Raw genomic sequence first — 16,295 nt, 5'->3', positions numbered from 1 at the left:
AATTAGACTCAATAGAGGAGATGCAGATGGTTAGGTTTATATTGTGGTTGATTGGTTCTTTACTCACACGTGGCATTTTTTGTTTTTTGTGCGCAGTGCTATTTCTTATCACAGGTTCTGCACGTATACATAAAATCATGTGGCACTTGTATCAATCTTGGGTCGGCCAGTTATCCTCTCATGTGCGCACACTTATCCCAAATATTGAGGTTGCTCAAGAAGGTGACTTAGATGTTCAAGGGGCTTATATAATTATTGCTAATCATTACAGCTGGCTCGATATTCTTATTCTTTATACTGTGCTATATGGTCGAGCCCCGGGGTTTGTATTTGTGATGAAGCGTAGCTTGTTGAAGTTACCAATGATTGGGATCATTTGTTGGGGGCTTGGGCATCCATTAATGCGTAAAGACCGGAAGAGAAAGGGAGGGCGGTTGCTCAACCACTGGGCGCTAGAGGGTGCTGTCAAAAAAGCGGTTGAATACGGATATGGTATTGCGATTTTTCCAGAAGGTACGAGATATAATATTTATGATCAGTTGCCTAAAACCAGCTATCGGAATTTACTTAATCCTAAGGCAAGTGGATTAAATATATTGGTTGAAAATATGCCAATGCCAGTAACCGTTGTTGATGTATCTCTTGCGTATAAGGAAAGCCAACATAAGATTGTGGATTTCTTACTGGGTCGGGTATCTGCTGTGCATGTACGAATTAGTCAGCACTATCTTGCGCATACGGAGGTAAAAAATTGGCTGCGAGATCGCTGGCTGAAGAAGGATGCCCATTTGCATCAAGATAAACAGTCTTTGTTAGCTGGTGACTGATTTCATCAATAGAGGGTTCGGATAATTCGCCTAGTATCTGAAGCATTTCTAAGTGCTTGATCACTAGAGTGTGCTGAGCGTTGATATAGTTTCTTCGCGCAAGACTGGCTTGGTTAATCGCGTGGAATAAGTCTAGTTCAGATTCTTCACCCATTTTATGTTGCTCATAGGTTGCCTCTAGCCTCAGTTTAGCTGTTTCATTGGCAGTTTGAGTGGCTTGAAGTCGTGCTTGTGCACTTGCTATATCAGCATGCGCTTTTTGTGTGTTTAGTGTTAGGTCATAAGCATTATTCTTAAGAGACAAGCTAGCTGCTTCATGTGCTTTCCCAGAACTTTTTAGGCTTAATTGGTCATTGCCTTTGTTAAAAAGATTGACTGAAAAGTTTAAATATACGTTAGAGGTATAAGCATCCTCGTCCCAGAACTTTCCGTCTGCGAATTTAGCTTCTGTGATCAGATTTAGGCTGGGTAAGAAGTCAGTAGTAGATTGGTTGTAAGTATTTTGTGCTTGCCTTAGATTGTTTTGTGAAATTTTTAGCGCTAAGTTGTTTGACTGCGCTAAGTCCACAATGTCACTTTGTTCTAATAGTGGAAGCTGTATTTCATTCTGGGTGTCAGTAGATTGAAGCTCGGTAATTGGTTGATTGATCATTTTCTCTAGAGTGCTTCGTGCGTGGTTGAATGCACTTTTTGCTTCAAGGTTTGAGACGGTAGATAGGTTTAAATTAGTTTGAGCACTCAGTACATCAATATTGCTTTTTAATCCGTTTTCATACATTTCTACAACTTGCTCATAATTTTTTTGGTATTGAGCTTCTTCTATGTTTGCTGCATTTAGAAGAGCGTGCTTGCTCAACAGGTCGAAATATGCGCGTGCAACGTCCAGGGTGTAATTTTGCTCAAATGCTCTCTCACTCAGCAAAATATTCTCCATTGATAGGTGTCCAGACTTTGCTTTGAGTTGTGACTTAGGGTTATAAACTGGGACAGAAACACTGAATTTGCTTTCTAGATTGGTTTGGGTGTCTCCATATTTGTTAATGAGCTTGCTTGATAAGTCTACGGTTGGTAGCATCGCTCTCATATCTTTTTGTGCACTGATTTTTTTTGATTGAAAGGTTGCTTTGCTACTTAGGTATCCAGCGTCGTGCTCCCTGGCATCACGCATGATGTGCGCTAGGCTATGTTGATCTGCCTGTGAGCAAGTAGATAATACAGTGAAAAGAAATAAAAAGACTTTATTTGACATTATGTGATAAGGTTAGGTACTTAAACATAAGATCAACATATTCTTTGGTTATAATCAAGAATAATGTGGTTGAGTGTATTAAATACTTAAATAAGTAATTCCAGGGAGCGGATATTATGAAGGTTATTAAAATATTGTTATTGGCATGTAGCTGTGTAATTGCGGATGATTTTTTGGACTTGAGTATTTCAGTCCAGAACGATTCAAGTTCAGCGGTTGATGTCATGTTTGAGCAGATTCCTGGGCGAGCAGGTCATCTGCATGATGGCAGAGGGGTAAGTGTGGTGGAGTGGCCGTGGATCCAAGTTTCACCAGATTCATATCAGGTTATGAATGGATCGGTATTCTCAGATGAGGGGACAATATTCAATATTCATATCTTTGGTAAAACGGAGCCATCGGAAACAGATCGGTTGCTATTACAAATAAAAAGCAACCAGGTGGAGTATATCGATTCAATCAAATGTAAGGTTCATTCGGGGTCTTTGGTTTGCAGTGATGGGGGTCGTGTATCTGCGCGCGCAACAAGTGGGCTGGCAGGGCATGAGTTGCTGATCATGATATCTGGATCCGGTGAAAAACCGTTTTGGATTCAAAAATAATGGTTTAAAATCAGCATGTTAAGACCTTAGGGTCGATTGCCAAATTCAGTTTTGGTTGACATTTTCTATATTTTTTAGTATAATAGTTCTATAAATTAATTAAAAAAGAAAAACTATGGATATATTGAGCATTATTACATTTCTACCTAGAACCATCTTTGGTTTTGTTTTAAAATTCACTACGGGCCCGCTCATCAGTATTGGCCATCAGGTTCCAAACATAACCTTAGAACATAAAGATGATTTTAAGGGTTACAAGCCATTAGAGAGTAGGGTTTTGCCTAAGTATGTGGTTGGTCTCGTTGTTAGCTTGGCTTGTTTAATTGGGATGTGGTTCTTGCCTATACCAGTAGGTGCGGGGGCTGTTTTTTCTGCGATATTTTTAAGCTTTTTTCTTATTCAAATGTTGGTCCGAGTTATATTTCCGAAAGGGATAGCTGTTGGTAAAGATAAGATTTTACGATTGTTTTCAACTAAGCGTTACTCTAAATTATTTAAAGTACCTGCTGTAATTATACGTAATGGCGAAGAGGTTAAAGATTTAGACTCAATTGATGGAGCGCGTGACAAGGTTAAAGTTTACGCTCTAGGGTCTGCAGATAATGTCTCCACTTGCATAGCAAGGGTTTTACCAACGTTAGAAAAAGATACTTATCATGTTTTTGTTGAGCAGAAAGGCATAGCTGACTCTAGATTTGTAGGAAACCATTGGTATCTTCGTATTATTGGTTGGCTTGCGATCTGTGCGTCACCGATTGCTTTAATCTACGTCTCTTCATTAATTGTTGTTCCGGCCTTATTGTTGTTATTGCCGTTCTCTTATGCTGTTTTTTCGATTAAGGGATATGCGTACAATATACGTTCAGTATCAAAGACTCTAAATAAAGCAGGTTTCAGTGAAGAAAATATCACATTTCAGGGACATTCGTTAGGTAACCTTGCATTAATGGAGTTCTTGAACATCGAGAACAATGATAAGGGTCATGTTGGTTCCTCACATATAATTTTTGATCGTGCGCCGAAGCCTGATGCATTGCTTCCAATGAGTAGCAGTCGATTCAAGCTGCCGGGCATGGGTTTGTTCTTAGGTGGGGTTCTTGTTCTGTCTACTTTTAGCACATATCTTACAGTTCCCGGGGTTATTATTTTGGTAGCGATGGTTATATATTCCGCCGCTCAATCTGCTCCATTCAGGGAAAAATTGCTTAAAATAGGTTATTGGATAACAGGGAACTCTGTAAGAATACCTGCTGTCAATCCAGGAAGAACAAAAATTTTAAGTGCAAACAATGATGAGAGTATTGAGAGTAGACACCAGTTAACATCAAAAGACTTTGAACAGGATGTCCCTGTTATTAAAGGTGAAGGGGGTCACATTGCCCCTTGGGATGAAAAAACACGTCGCTTTAACCCTTCTACCATGGCGCCTGAAATACGAGACATGGTTACGGAATACAGAAAGGTGATTAGAAAACAGCATGCTGGGTAAATCTAATTAAATCCATTGTTTCCTATAATTAAAGCTGTTATTTTAAGTGCAACGATGAATTGTCAAGATCCGATACTATGACCCAATACACAGCAAGCTCAATAGAAGTTTTAGAAGGTTTAGAGCCTGTTCAAAAAAGGCCCGGTATGTATACGCATACCGAAGACCCATTGCACACAGCATGTGAGTTGATTGATAATGCTGCAGATGAAGCGCTGAATGGTTATGCTTCTCGTATTAAGGTTGTTTTGCATGAAGATGGATCTCTTTCTTGTGAAGATGATGGCCGTGGCATGCCGGTTGATGTGCACCCTGAATATGGCATGAGCGGAGTCGAAATGATTTTAACCAAGCTGCATTCAGGCGCTAAGTTTTCAAATGATAGCTACTCTTTTTCAGGTGGTTTACATGGGGTTGGCGTGTCAGTGGTTAATGCGCTCGCTAAAAAATTAGTGGTGAGTGTTAAGCAGGGCGGAAGTATTCACCAAATTGTTTTTGAACATGGCGCATTACAATCACCTTTGAGTGTTATTGGGAGTGCTGCGAAGCGTACCACGGGAACAGCATTGCGTTATTGGCCAGATGCTAAGTATTTTGATAAATCAGCATTTCCTATAGATGGAATCAAGCGTGTACTAAAAACTAAAGCAATCCTTTGTCCAGATTTAACGACTGAGCTGTTTATAGAGGCAACGGGTGAGCAAGTTACTTGGCACTATGAAACAGGGATAGAGGCGTATTTATCCAATGTTTTAAAAGACCAAGCGCTGCTTCCTAAAAAACCGATTGTGCATAGTCATGAAACCAGTGATATGCAGGTGGATTGGGTGGTAGCGTGGAATGCGCCAGAGGGAGATGCGCGTATTTTTCAAGAAAGTTATGTCAATTTGATTTTTACAGCAGATGGTGGTACGCATGAAAATGGCTTGAGGGCTGGAATTGTAGATGCTGTTCGTGAATTTTGTGACCTTCACCAGTTATTGCCGAGATCAGTTAAGCTCAAGCCAGAAGATATCACTGGGCATTGTCATTATGTGATGTCATTTAAAATGAAGGATCCTCAGTTTGTGGGGCAGACAAAAGAGCGTTTGAGTTCACGAAGTGCATATACATATTTAAGTAGTAATGCAAAAGATGCGATGAGTCTGTGGTTGAATGAGCATGTTAATGATGCAAAATGTTTGGCTGAAGACTGGGTGAGTCGGGCCCAAACCCGTATGCGACAAGCTAAAAAAGTTACAAGGGCTAAAACCCATCAGACTGCAGCCCTCCCTGGGAAGTTAGTAGACTGTATAGAAGAAGATTTATCGACTGAACTATTTTTAGTAGAAGGAGATTCAGCTGGTGGATCAGCCCGGCAAGCACGTGATAAATATACGCAAGCGATTATGCCGCTTCGTGGGAAAATTATTAACACATGGGAAATTGATTCAGATCGTGTACTTGCTTCACAAGAGGTGCATGATATTGCGGTTGCGATTGGCGTGGATCCTGCAAGTGAGGATATCTCTGGTTTAAGATATGGAAAGATTTGTATTTTAGCTGATGCTGATTCTGACGGAGCACATATTGCGTCTCTATTGTGTGCGTTATTTGTACGCCACTTCCCAGCGCTGGTTAAGAATGGTCATATATATGTTGCGATGCCGCCATTGTATCGAATAGAGGCAGGTAAGAAAGTAGTGTATGCATTAGATGACGATGAGCGTATGCATTATGAGCAAAAACTTGAATCAGAAGGCGCAAAAAATATCCAGGTAATGCGTTTTAAGGGGTTGGGTGAGATGAACCCTAAGCAGTTGAGGGAAACAACGATGCATACTGATACGCGTAGATTGGTACAACTCACTGAAAATGATGACTCGGATATCTGTGTCATCATGGATATGTTGTTGGCTAAAAAAAGAGCCAAGGACCGAAAATCTTGGTTGGAAGAAGAGGGTGACTTGGCTCAAATTTAAAGTAATCTAGAAAGATTTTCCTGAGCGTGTTCCAGATGTTAACTTTCCATTGTTTTCTAATAAAATTCTCTGCACAGCAGAAGAGGCTACCGTAGTCTTCATTAGTTTAGAAACTCTTTCTTTATTATTCGAAGCGCGCTTGAGGTGGCGGATCAGACCGCTAGCAATCGGTAGTGTGTTTCCTCTAAGGGACTCTCTTTTCATCCACTCTACAAATTCACTTCTACTTTTCTTACGATATAGCGCTTCCGGAAACTTAAGTTTGTATGCTACGATTTTTCGAGCAAGTTTATCTAAGACGAAAGCGCCTTTGTTAATCTTGGCTTTTTTATACATCTTCATGATTTTGTGCTCAATATTTCTTTGGGGGTGATGTTTAGAGAGCCGGGCTCTAGCTGTCTTTTATATTGTGCTTTGATCGTCAGGAATCAATCTTCCAGTTATTTTAGTTTTTATGTTGTTGTCCCATGTTTTATATTGTTTTTTTTATTATATCTGGGTTGGGTGTTGAAGTCAAGTGGTTGCTAGGTGTTGCAAGTAGAGGGATGTTTTGGTAAGGTTATGAAGTAGATGCCTCGGAGAGGATTCCTGCGCTAGTGCTGCATTTGACTGCAGATTGTTTAATTTTTTTTTAGCTTTCTATGAATACTGAGTCCACCAATATGAGCGCTCTGCGCCAATCAATTTTCCCTATTGAGAACTGGGAAATAAAAAAGTTTTTACCCTTTGCACTGATTATAGGGATAACTGTTTTTAACTTTACCGTACTTCGTAACATGAAGGATGCGCTTATTTTGACTGCGCCTGAATCAGGTGCTGAGGCGGTCACCTACCTTAAAACACTAGCAGTGTTGCCATCAGTTATATTTCTAAGTGCTATGTACGTAAAGCTCAGAAAATCGTGTGATTTCGAGAAGTCCTATTATATTATTGTAGGTTCATTTTTGTCATTCTTTACTCTATTTGCGCTCTTCCTGTATCCTAATGCGGAGGCAATACACTTTTCGCCAGAGCAGGTAATGGCGTGGAAACTTGCGTTTCCGCGCATACAGTTTGTGTTTCCAGTTATTGGGGTTTGGAGTTACTCCTTATTTTATGTGGCTGCTGAACTTTGGGGGACATTTTGCCTGTCTATTTTATTCTGGCAGTTTGCTAATGACAACGTAGGAACCAATGAAGCAAAGCGTTTTTATCCTTTATTCTTATTTGTAAATGCATTCGCAACGATCTGTGTTGGAAACTTCTTAGAGTACGCCAGTAGTATAGAATATGACACGGTGCTGTTTTCAACCTATATGATTATTGGTATGGGTGTAGTAATGCTCAGTCTGTTTAATCATGTTAACAGCCGTGTCTTGACTGATCCTATGTTTGTGAAAGATATTGCAGATAAAGGTAAGAAAAAGTCAAAGATGAAGTTAGGTTTTGTCGACAGTATGAAGCAGTTGGCTTCTTCTCCTTATATTGGTTATCTATCAATCCTAATCCTTGCATATGGTATGTCTATCAATATGATTGAGGTATGCTGGAAGTCAGCTGCTAAATCATATTATCCTACCCAGGATGCTTACTTAGCTATGATGGCAACCTACTCCAAAATGACAGGATACTCAGGACTTGTTTTAGTAATGATCAGTAAAGGAGTCTTACGACGCTTCGGCTGGTTACCTTGTGCATTGGTAACACCTATCATGATTAGTGTTACTGGAGCTGGATACTTTGCATCTGTATTGTTCCCAGGAGCCTTTGAGCCTTGGATGCTTTTAGCAGGATTCACCTCTCCGCTAGCCTTTACTGTTATGTTTGGGATGTTGGGTGTCGTATTGAGTAAGAGCTCCAAATACTCATTCTTCGACCCAACTAAAGAAATGGCTTTTATTCCTTTAGATTACGACCTAAGAATTAGTGGTAAAGCTGCTGCTGATGGTGTGGCTGGTCGACTAGGTAAATCTGGTGCTAGCTGGATACAAATGATTCTTTATGCGGTGGTTGCTGGTGGGCAAACAGAAATTATGCCTTACCTTACTGTGATTCTCTTTTTCTTGTCTATCGGTTGGTTGGTTTCTGCAACCCGACTCAACGTGCTATACAGCAATATGGTTGAAAAGCGTAGGCTTGAGGCAGAAAGTGCTGTAAGTTAGAAAATTTAAAGTTTTTTAGGGGGCCTCTGGGCCTCCTTTTTTTTGTTCAATTAGGACTTTTTTCTAGTTTATATAAATAAATGTAATTTTTTCTGACAAATGGTTTTCCATGGTTATACCCCTATACTAGAAACAGGGAGAGGATAATGAAAGTTCAGAATTTAGTTAAATACTTTGCAGTGAGCCCTATAGGGCATTATGGTCCCGTATCTGGTGATATGGCGATTCTAGCTGCGATGTTTTTACAAGGTGACTTACTACAAGGCGTGTTTGTGAGTAGCTTAATGACAGCAGGGTCGCTGCAGGTACTGTCATCAGTATTGGCATCAATCGATGATGATTTTTTACCTAAGGATGGTAAATCAGAGCGTTCTGAAACTCTCGGAAATATGGGTGATATGGCGAATGATAACGATCTTAGTTTAGATCGCGCTAATCAGTCTAAAAAAGGACACACACCTAAGGTTTAATATACACGTCATAGCGTGATTTTTTACCGTTTGTGACTTGGTAGCTGGGTTTGGGTAAACAACCCAGTATAGGACTTTTATAGTTTTGTTTGATAATAAGCCGCTTCTTTGCACATTGATAGGCTTTTTTCCAATCTGTTTCGGGTAGCATATGTGCAAGTAATCGGATCACCTGCATTTCTATCTTTGGCTTTGCTGTATTGGTGTGTTCAAACATGGGGTCTAAATAAATAACATCAAAGTTTTGGTCAAAGAGCTTATGACCGTCTTGGTGTAATATTTTCCAGTTTGTTAAGCTATGGTGTTGGGCTGCTTGATTTAAGATCGAGAAGAGCACTATTTGGTGCTCACAGGTTGTCACTTGCTTTGCTTGGTTGGCGATAATCCAGCCATCTTTACCTAGCCCGCCAAATGCGTCAAGAATATGGTCATCTCTTCCGATTGCACGCAGTAAGGGGTGGTCAGTGTTCATGGTCATACTGCGCCATTTCGCTTTTTTGAAGTCTAATTTGAATGTGCAGTTATCTAAAACCACTTCATGGTGCGGGTCTTTAAGATGGAGGGTTAATTCTTTTGGGGTTGAGTTAGATTGCTCAATTTCTTGTTTTAATGTTTGGTATTTAGGGGTGGCTGTAATGTTCATAAGCATTGATCAATCATAATGATTAAAAATAGGGCGGCGAGGTAGAAATTAGAGGCTAAGAAACCGCTTAAGTAGATTTTTGGGTTCTTAGAATTACGTACTTGAATCATTTTTCTCATGAGGTAAATATTAGCAAGATTGGCAGTTATTGCATAAAAAACACCACTCATTTGTGTTAGGTAGGGAAGCTGGGTGATTAGAATGAGTAAGATACTGTAGCAAATAATGTGTGTTTGGGTATAGGGTGTGCCATAGATCACGGGGAGCATAGGAATTTGGTTGCGCTGGTAGTCTTCAAGTTTAGCTAGTGCTAAGCACCAAAAGTGGGGTGGCGTCCAGGTGTAGATGATGGTAACAAGGATTAGGGGTTGATAGCTGATTGAGCCTTCTAAAGCACACCAACCGAGCAGTGGGGGCATCGCACCAAATAACCCACCAATGACAATATTCTGGCTGGTATTGGGCTTTAATATTTGTGTATAAAACCAGCTATAACCTAGCATAGCGATACTGGTGAGTATTACGGTTAAAAGATTAGTAAAGCTAATGAGTATAATAGCTGATGATAATGCAAGGAAAAAGCACAGCTGTTTTGCGTGTTGGTGAAGGTTTTTCTGTTGAACTAGGGGTCTAGATCGTGTTCGATGCATTTGGGTATCAAGACCAACCTCTAATATTTGATTGAGCATGCCAGCTGAGGAGGCTGCTAACCCAATCCCTAATAAACCAAAGAATATCGTGTAGGGATCCCAATATATGCTTGGGGTTAAGCTCATACCCGTTAATGCTGTGAGTAGCATGAGTCGTACCACTTTGGACTTACTCAGTGTACTGAGGGTGTGGATAATCGTTGAGAGATGGGCTGTAATTGACTGTATCTTATCCAGCTGAGTAGTAAACATAAAGCAACTAAGTTATGTGCGACGGCAATGTGTATGGGTAATAACCACTTAATGTTAGCGATACCGAGTGCAAGTTGCAAGCATAGTACGCTGATTGGGAGAATGCTTTCGGATAGTTTGTATGTTCTGCGTTGTTTGATAAGGGTAAAGATCAGCATGAATGAGGTGATGAGTGCCAGGTATCTGTGGAGCATATGGATGGTAACACGGGCACTGTAATCTAAAATGCCGTACTCGTAGTTGGTGCCAATGGACCAGCCATCAAAAAAAGCAGCTGATACGTTTAGTGGGGGGAAGAATTGATTCGCACAGGTGAGTAAGTTGGGACATACTAGGGCTGCATAGTTAGCACTGGTCCAGCCGCCCATTATAATTTGTGCGATGATGAGTGCTAATGTAAGTTGGCTAAGTCGGGTGGGTTGATGGTGTTGACGTAATAGCTGGTAGAATATCAAGCTGGTGATGGTGAATCCACCGAGTAGGTGGCTCATGACTACGATGGGGTGGAGGAGCATAGTAACCGTCCAGGCGCCTAATAGTGCTTGTGCGCCTACGCATAGAATTAATGCATAGGCACTGCGTGTTCGTACTTTATGTCTGATTTGATGGATGGCGATGGCAATGGCACCTAGACCGAGTATGCCTGCAACATAACGGTGATACATTTCAGGCCAAGCCTTTTCTTCTACAAAGGGTGTGTTTGGATAGCTGTTGTTGGCGTTGGTGATGGCCTCTGGGGTGGTTGGGTAGAGTAGATAACCATAGCATCCTGGCCAGTCTGGACAGCCAAGGCCCGCATCTTTAAGACGGGTATAGGCGCCTAGGCCAACGACACCTAGTGCAAGTATAAGGAGTGAAAGGTAGATAGATTGTTTCATTTAGAGACGGACTTTAATATTTTCTTGAGGTCTTTAATTAAATCGAGTGGTTGTTCAGCCGGGTAGGACAGTATCAGTTGTTTATGTGGGTCGGCGAGTAAGAGGGTTTGATCATCGATGTCTTGTTGGGAAAGGCTCATTGTTTCTATGGCTTCTTTACCGATGTAGCAGACTAAGTCTTGTTTGGTATTGAGGGTAACTAAAGCATTTTTAATGGACTGGTCGTAGGGACACTCTTGACAGTTATAAACAACATACCACTGGTAATTATTGGCTTCGGGTAGGGGCGTTAAAAGGGTGTTCAGGGACTGTTTTTCTTCTATCCAAGTGCCTAGGTTAGCGGTTTCTCCTGTGTATTGGGTATATGCAAGAATGCTGGCAATTAGAATCGGGACTAAAAAGCTTGCTAAAATTAATCCAAGTGTTTGGTTTTGTTTTGTCATTGGTCATCAATCATCCATTTGATGATTAACTATAGAGTATTTCTAGTGTGTTTCCTAGTGTATTTAGGGGTAAAAGGAGTCGGTGCCCAGCCAAGATTAAGGGCTCACCGAAGGAATGCTGGAGGTTCGCCCTCGAATACCCCGGGGGCCACGGAGTAAAATCCATAAAGCAATCATGCTGCCAATAATTAAGAACTGAAAGGCATAATTAACATGCTTGAGTATGGTATCTGTAGATGCTTGTACCAATGTTTGATCATCATAACCATCCATTAAAATGACATAAGGAGCAAGTGTTTGATCAAGTGCTTGCGCAAATAATGGTAAGTCTAACTGCGGAACAATCGCTGGAAACTCTGATAATGCTTGCTGACTCAGCTGAAAAGGAGGACTCGATAGGTAACGAATGATCCCAGAGACGAGCTGTGTAGATGGAATACTGGGTTCTTCCATAAATCCTAAACTAACAATAATCCAGGTTTTATCGGGTAGCACAAAAGGCGCCCATACAGAATACCCAGGCTTATGCTGATGACTTCTAGGCTGTATAAATAAATGCGGCTGAAATTCACCAGTGAGCTCAATATGCTTATGATTATCACCGGGTGCAATAGGGAAGTAGGCTGACTCTGTTTGATTAAGTGTGAGATACTGATTATACGCCTTACTGGCTTGCCAATAAGTGAGTATGCTCGTGAGAATCAGCGTTAATATAATACAAATAGATCGTGTGGCTCGGTTCATCATTAAAGTCCATAGAGTTTGATTCTAAATAAGTTAGGCCAATTTTTTCCAGTAATCAGTATGGTGTTATCTGGTAGGGTGCATAGTCCGTTAACTACATCTGCTTGTGAAATACCTGGAGTCACTGTTCTTAAAAATGATAAATCAACATATGCCATGACAGATCCGTTTTCAAGATTGATGAGCGCTAATCTATCCTCATACCAAATATTGGCTAGAACAAATCCATGCACATAGGTTAGATCATTTAATTGAGCAACGGGTTGGTTGCGATCTGTTACAGATAAGGTCTGCTTTAAATTAAAATTAGAATCATAGACATAGAGTAGATGAGAACCATCCGTTGCATAAAAACTAGGAGCTTGATAGGTAAGCCCCCAGCCTTGAGTTGTGTGTATATGCGTTCTAACTTGCTGGTTAGCATAATGGTAGCGGACTGCATTCTTCCAAGTAAGCTGGTAGAGTGTGTGTTGGTCAGAGGCGATCCCTTCGGCAAATACAGATGAAGGTAAGTGGGCAATGGGTTGGCTGGTTGTGAATCCCGGTGTATAACGAATCAACTTGGATTGATGGTATAAACCACAGGATTCATAAAGGCTGCCTTGGTGTAGCGCCAGTCCTTGGGTGAAACATTCAGTGTTATGCGGGTAAATATTGAGGATTTCATAATGAATGGTGGGCAATGGAGGGTGCTCAATCTGTAAATTGGGCCAGAGCCATTGTAGTATGGGTGTAGTGATTAAATAGAGTAAAATGGACATCCGCGTCTCTTTTTTTCACGATAGCTTGCTTGTAACCAGAATGCAAGCGGTGTAAATTGTCGTAAAGATCATGGAGGGTTTATGGATACGATTAAATCGCTAATCATTGGATTGGTGCTGATTCCACTGGGGTTGGTGATTCATAGTGTTTTCCTATTGGCAAAAGGAGATGCCGAGCGTTTAAATCAAATTTGGTTCATGCGGGTAGGCGTTTCTATTGCTTGCTTTGTGTTAATTGTTGCGCTGGTTTTAACGGGGTATGTGCAACCCTCTGGATATTTGAGTTACTTATAAGGAGAAATAATGTTTAAGTTAGGTACAGGAGAGTGGCTGGTTTTGGCGTGTGTCGCCATGGTTTTTATGGGCCCTAAGCAGGTTAAGGCTTTAATGCGTCGTTGGTCTGAAACCGTTAAGCTTTTAAAAGAAGAAGCTGAAAAAATAGATTAGTATGCTGCAATATTGGTATGAGCTAAGAGCTCGGTTATTACAGTGCTTAGGATGTTATGCGGTATCTTGGCTATTATGTGTGATTCAGTATCAAAGCATCTTTAATTTTTTTACGGGGGTTTGGGGTCCCGTGGCGCATCAGTTGGTTGTGAGTGATGTTTCTGCTGGATTAATGTTGCCCTGGCACTTTGCTTCATGGTTAGCGTTATGGCTCACAATCCCGGTAGTACTCTACCATGTTTTGGTATTTGTAGCGCCAGCACTCTATGCTCATGAGCAAAAAATAGTTTATGCTGTTGCATTAGCTAGCTGGTTGCTCTTTGTTCTAGGGGCTGTTTTTGGTTTATATGAAGTAGTTCCGTTGGTTCTTTTGTTTACCAAAGAGTGGATCCCGATGGGTGTTTTGTTTTTACCTAATGTAAGTACACTTTGGATATTAACCGTTCATATTTGTTTATTGTTTGGTTTGATGGCACAAACACCACTGATTTTATTATTTTTACTACATCAAGAATGGTTAACGCCAGTCCAAGTTAGACAATCTAGAAGCTACTGGGTGCCTGGGTTGTTTTTCATGGCTATGGTGCTAACACCGCCCGATGTATTGTCTCAATTAGCGATGGCATTACCGTTGTGGTTGTTGATAGAGTTAACGGTTTTTGGTTATATGCTATGGGTTAGGAAGAGGGATAAGTCATTAATTGTTAGTTGATTTATTTGTGATATAACGTATGATGTCAAAAACTTGGATAAATGTATATGCAACAGTCGATTCGCCTAAAATTGGATGAAATGGTTAAACGATACCAGACGTTAGAAAACATGCAATCAGACTCAGAGGTTATGGTTGATCATAAAATGTATGAGAAAGTTGCTAAAGAAATGCATAGCCTTGCAGATATCGTTAATGCGTATGGTCGCTATCAGTCACTGGAAGTCTCTAAGGAAGAAGCTGAAATGATGTTGAATGATCCGGAAATGGGTGATTTAGCGCAGCAGGAGCTGGAAGAAGCAACACAAGCATTGAGTGAAGTGAATCAAGAGTTGATGCTCTTGCTATTACCGAAAGACCCAGATGATGATAAAGATATTTATTTAGAGATCAGAGCCTGTGCAGGTGGAGACGAGGCAGCCTTATTTGTTGGGGATTTGCTGCGTATGTATATGATGTATGCGGATAGAAATAAGTGGCGTTGTGAGATGATTAGCCAATCAACGTCATCTGCAGGGGGATATAAAGAGGTTGTTTACTCACTAAAAGGTCATGATGTTTATCGGTTCATGAAGTATGAAAGTGGGACACACCGGGTGCAAAGAATTCCTCAGACAGAATCACAAGGTAGAATACATACATCGACTTGTACCGTTGCTATTTTGCCACAGGTGAATGAGATTGCAGAGGTTGATATTAATCCATCTGATTTAAGAATTGATACCTATCGATCGAGTGGTGCTGGGGGACAGCACGTTAATACGACTGATTCTGCAGTAAGAATCACCCACATTCCAACACAAACTGTTGTAGAATGCCAAGATGAGCGCTCACAGCATAAAAATAAAGCAAAAGCGATGTCTTTGTTGTCTGCAAAAATATTGCAGCAGCAGCGTATGCAGCAGCAAGCGAAAGTTGCAAGTCAGCGTTCACTTCAAGTAGGATCCGGTGATCGCTCAGAGCGGATTCGTACTTATAATTTCCCACAGGGTCGATTAACCGATCATAGAATAGGGTTAACACTCTATCGCTTAAGTGAGGTGATGGAAGGTGATATTGATGAGTTGGTTGAATCATTGATTCGTGAAAATAAGGCCCGACAGTTGTCAGGTTTAAACGATGGGGATTGATCTTGCCCAGTTGCATCGCGAATGGGTAGAAAAGACAGGCGGTAGTGAGCAAAGCTATCGGGAGGTCTTTTGGATTATCGCGCATTGTTTATCGGTATCATGGTCAGATTTACATAAAGGTCAGGTGATAACCAGCACGGATGATCAAGAACAGCGTGTTAGAAAGTATTTAGCTCAGTATGAGCAAGGCATGCCACTGGCTTATATTTTACAATACATTAATTTTATGGGGCTTGATTATGAGATTGTTCCAGGGGTGTTGATTCCGAGGCAGGCGACTGAATCAATAGTGCATGCAGCTTTAGCGGTATTAAAGCCTGGAGATCGTGTGCTTGAGTGTGGTGTTGGCTCAGGGATTATTGCGTGTAGTTTAGCAAAACACCGTCAAGTGGATGTATTGGGTATTGATTGTTCAACTCAGGCGATTACACTTGCGCATAAAAATATTTTAAGGCATCAGTGTGAAGCGCGAGTGACACTGAAGTGCTGTAGTTGGTATGATGCTTTGCCACAGGGGTTTGATTTACTAATCGCTAACCCACCTTATATAGAAAAAGGGGATCCAGACTTAAGTACGCAAGTTGCTGAGTATGAACCTGAGACTGCATTAATTAGTGGAGATAAAGGGTTGGCGGATATTAAGCAAATTATTAAGCAAGCAAACTCTGTTTTGAATCAAGCAGGGTGGCTCATTATAGAACATGGGTATAAACAGCAAGATGCTGTAATTATGCTGGGAGAATCAGCAGGATTTGTCCTTGAGAAAAAAATTATAGATCCAGAAGGTCTGGCCCGAGGGGTGGTCTTGAAAAAAATAGATTAATGGATTAAATGAAAAAAACTGTTCATTCTTGTGAATTGACGTTATAGTATATTTAGATATGAATGGAAAAGGT

Annotated in this window: 19 protein-coding genes; 11 read left to right on the top strand and 8 right to left on the bottom strand. The window is 40.9% G+C overall.

Features of this window, described 5'->3' with window-relative positions; translation table 11 throughout:
* The first annotated feature begins 26 nt into the window (after positions 1 to 26).
* Positions 27 to 827, top strand: a complete 801-nt coding sequence (locus MMH89_RS04550) for a 1-acyl-sn-glycerol-3-phosphate acyltransferase (protein WP_258568267.1) — start codon at positions 27 to 29, stop codon at positions 825 to 827.
* Here MMH89_RS04550 and MMH89_RS04545 read toward each other — a convergent pair.
* Positions 715 to 2,076 carry a TolC family protein gene (locus tag MMH89_RS04545; RefSeq protein ID WP_258568266.1) on the bottom strand — a complete coding sequence of 454 codons (1,362 nt, stop codon included), beginning with the start codon at positions 2,074 to 2,076 and terminating at the stop codon, positions 715 to 717. The genes MMH89_RS04550 and MMH89_RS04545 overlap by 113 nt on opposite strands.
* A gap of 116 nt (positions 2,077 to 2,192) precedes the next feature.
* On the opposite strand from MMH89_RS04545, the gene MMH89_RS04540 reads away from it, so the two are divergent.
* The 3 genes from MMH89_RS04540 to parE all read left to right on the top strand — a co-directional run bounded on the left by MMH89_RS04540 (position 2,193) and on the right by parE (position 6,128).
* Positions 2,193 to 2,678: a hypothetical protein gene (locus MMH89_RS04540; protein ID WP_258568265.1), complete on the top strand. Its 486-nt coding sequence runs from the start codon at positions 2,193 to 2,195 to the stop codon at positions 2,676 to 2,678.
* Between the two features lie 115 nt (positions 2,679 to 2,793).
* Complete coding sequence (locus tag MMH89_RS04535) at positions 2,794 to 4,167, top strand: hypothetical protein (RefSeq protein ID WP_258568264.1); 1,374 nt, start codon at positions 2,794 to 2,796, stop codon at positions 4,165 to 4,167.
* A gap of 77 nt (positions 4,168 to 4,244) precedes the next feature.
* Positions 4,245 to 6,128, top strand: a complete 1,884-nt coding sequence (parE, locus tag MMH89_RS04530; protein ID WP_258568263.1) for a DNA topoisomerase IV subunit B — start codon at positions 4,245 to 4,247, stop codon at positions 6,126 to 6,128.
* A 6-nt stretch (positions 6,129 to 6,134) separates the two neighbouring features.
* Here parE and MMH89_RS04525 read toward each other — a convergent pair whose 3' ends face one another.
* Positions 6,135 to 6,470, bottom strand: coding sequence for a hypothetical protein (locus tag MMH89_RS04525; protein WP_258568262.1), 336 nt, complete (start codon positions 6,468 to 6,470; stop codon positions 6,135 to 6,137).
* A gap of 299 nt (positions 6,471 to 6,769) precedes the next feature.
* Between MMH89_RS04525 and MMH89_RS04520 the strand changes: the two genes are divergently transcribed.
* Positions 6,770 to 8,269 carry an NTP/NDP exchange transporter gene (locus MMH89_RS04520; RefSeq protein WP_258568261.1) on the top strand — a complete coding sequence of 500 codons (1,500 nt, stop codon included), beginning with the start codon at positions 6,770 to 6,772 and terminating at the stop codon, positions 8,267 to 8,269.
* 146 nt (positions 8,270 to 8,415) lie between these two features.
* Positions 8,416 to 8,739: a hypothetical protein gene (locus MMH89_RS04515; RefSeq protein ID WP_258568260.1), complete on the top strand. Its 324-nt coding sequence runs from the start codon at positions 8,416 to 8,418 to the stop codon at positions 8,737 to 8,739.
* Here the strand turns inward: MMH89_RS04515 and MMH89_RS04510 are convergent.
* The 6 genes from MMH89_RS04510 to MMH89_RS04485 form a co-directional block, all read right to left on the bottom strand.
* Complete coding sequence (locus MMH89_RS04510) at positions 8,729 to 9,382, bottom strand: class I SAM-dependent methyltransferase (protein WP_258568259.1); 654 nt, start codon at positions 9,380 to 9,382, stop codon at positions 8,729 to 8,731. The two genes, MMH89_RS04515 and MMH89_RS04510, sit on opposite strands and share 11 nt — an antisense overlap.
* Positions 9,379 to 10,194 (bottom strand): heme o synthase, encoded by an 816-nt coding sequence (gene cyoE, locus MMH89_RS04505; RefSeq protein WP_258568258.1) that lies wholly within the window; start codon positions 10,192 to 10,194, stop codon positions 9,379 to 9,381. The genes MMH89_RS04510 and cyoE overlap by 4 nt, the downstream gene beginning before the upstream one ends.
* Before the next feature lie 11 nt (positions 10,195 to 10,205).
* Positions 10,206 to 11,162, bottom strand: a complete 957-nt coding sequence (locus MMH89_RS04500) for a COX15/CtaA family protein (protein WP_258568257.1) — start codon at positions 11,160 to 11,162, stop codon at positions 10,206 to 10,208.
* Complete coding sequence (locus tag MMH89_RS04495; protein ID WP_258568256.1) at positions 11,159 to 11,605, bottom strand: hypothetical protein; 447 nt, start codon at positions 11,603 to 11,605, stop codon at positions 11,159 to 11,161. The genes MMH89_RS04500 and MMH89_RS04495 overlap by 4 nt, the downstream gene beginning before the upstream one ends.
* Before the next feature lie 96 nt (positions 11,606 to 11,701).
* A complete protein-coding gene (locus MMH89_RS04490) occupies positions 11,702 to 12,352 on the bottom strand; it encodes an SURF1 family cytochrome oxidase biogenesis protein (protein WP_258568255.1) in 651 nt (216 codons plus the stop codon).
* Positions 12,352 to 13,110: a glutaminyl-peptide cyclotransferase gene (locus MMH89_RS04485; protein WP_258568254.1), complete on the bottom strand. Its 759-nt coding sequence runs from the start codon at positions 13,108 to 13,110 to the stop codon at positions 12,352 to 12,354. Before MMH89_RS04485 ends, MMH89_RS04490 begins: the two co-directional genes overlap by 1 nt.
* Before the next feature lie 81 nt (positions 13,111 to 13,191).
* Between MMH89_RS04485 and MMH89_RS04480 the strand changes: the two genes are divergently transcribed.
* The 5 genes from MMH89_RS04480 to prmC are packed head-to-tail and all read left to right on the top strand — an operon-like array spanning position 13,192 to position 16,222.
* Entirely contained in the window at positions 13,192 to 13,404 is a 213-nt protein-coding gene (locus MMH89_RS04480) for a hypothetical protein (protein WP_258568253.1), read from the top strand.
* Between the two features lie 9 nt (positions 13,405 to 13,413).
* Positions 13,414 to 13,557 (top strand): Sec-independent protein translocase subunit TatA/TatB, encoded by a 144-nt coding sequence (locus tag MMH89_RS04475; RefSeq protein ID WP_258568252.1) that lies wholly within the window; start codon positions 13,414 to 13,416, stop codon positions 13,555 to 13,557.
* A gap of 1 nt (position 13,558) precedes the next feature.
* Positions 13,559 to 14,269, top strand: coding sequence for a twin-arginine translocase subunit TatC (gene tatC / locus MMH89_RS04470; protein ID WP_258568251.1), 711 nt, complete (start codon positions 13,559 to 13,561; stop codon positions 14,267 to 14,269).
* A 47-nt stretch (positions 14,270 to 14,316) separates the two neighbouring features.
* Complete coding sequence (prfA, locus tag MMH89_RS04465; RefSeq protein ID WP_258568250.1) at positions 14,317 to 15,399, top strand: peptide chain release factor 1; 1,083 nt, start codon at positions 14,317 to 14,319, stop codon at positions 15,397 to 15,399.
* Positions 15,389 to 16,222: a peptide chain release factor N(5)-glutamine methyltransferase gene (gene prmC, locus MMH89_RS04460; RefSeq protein WP_258568249.1), complete on the top strand. Its 834-nt coding sequence runs from the start codon at positions 15,389 to 15,391 to the stop codon at positions 16,220 to 16,222. Before prfA ends, prmC begins: the two co-directional genes overlap by 11 nt.
* The last annotated feature ends 73 nt before the right edge of the window (positions 16,223 to 16,295 follow it).

Origin of the sequence: Candidatus Comchoanobacter bicostacola (assembly GCF_024172705.1) — a bacterium.
GTDB lineage: Bacteria > Pseudomonadota > Gammaproteobacteria > Comchoanobacterales > Comchoanobacteraceae > Comchoanobacter > Comchoanobacter bicostacola.
Note: the sequence above shows the minus strand (reverse complement) of the source record. Positions and strands in the feature narration are given on the sequence as shown.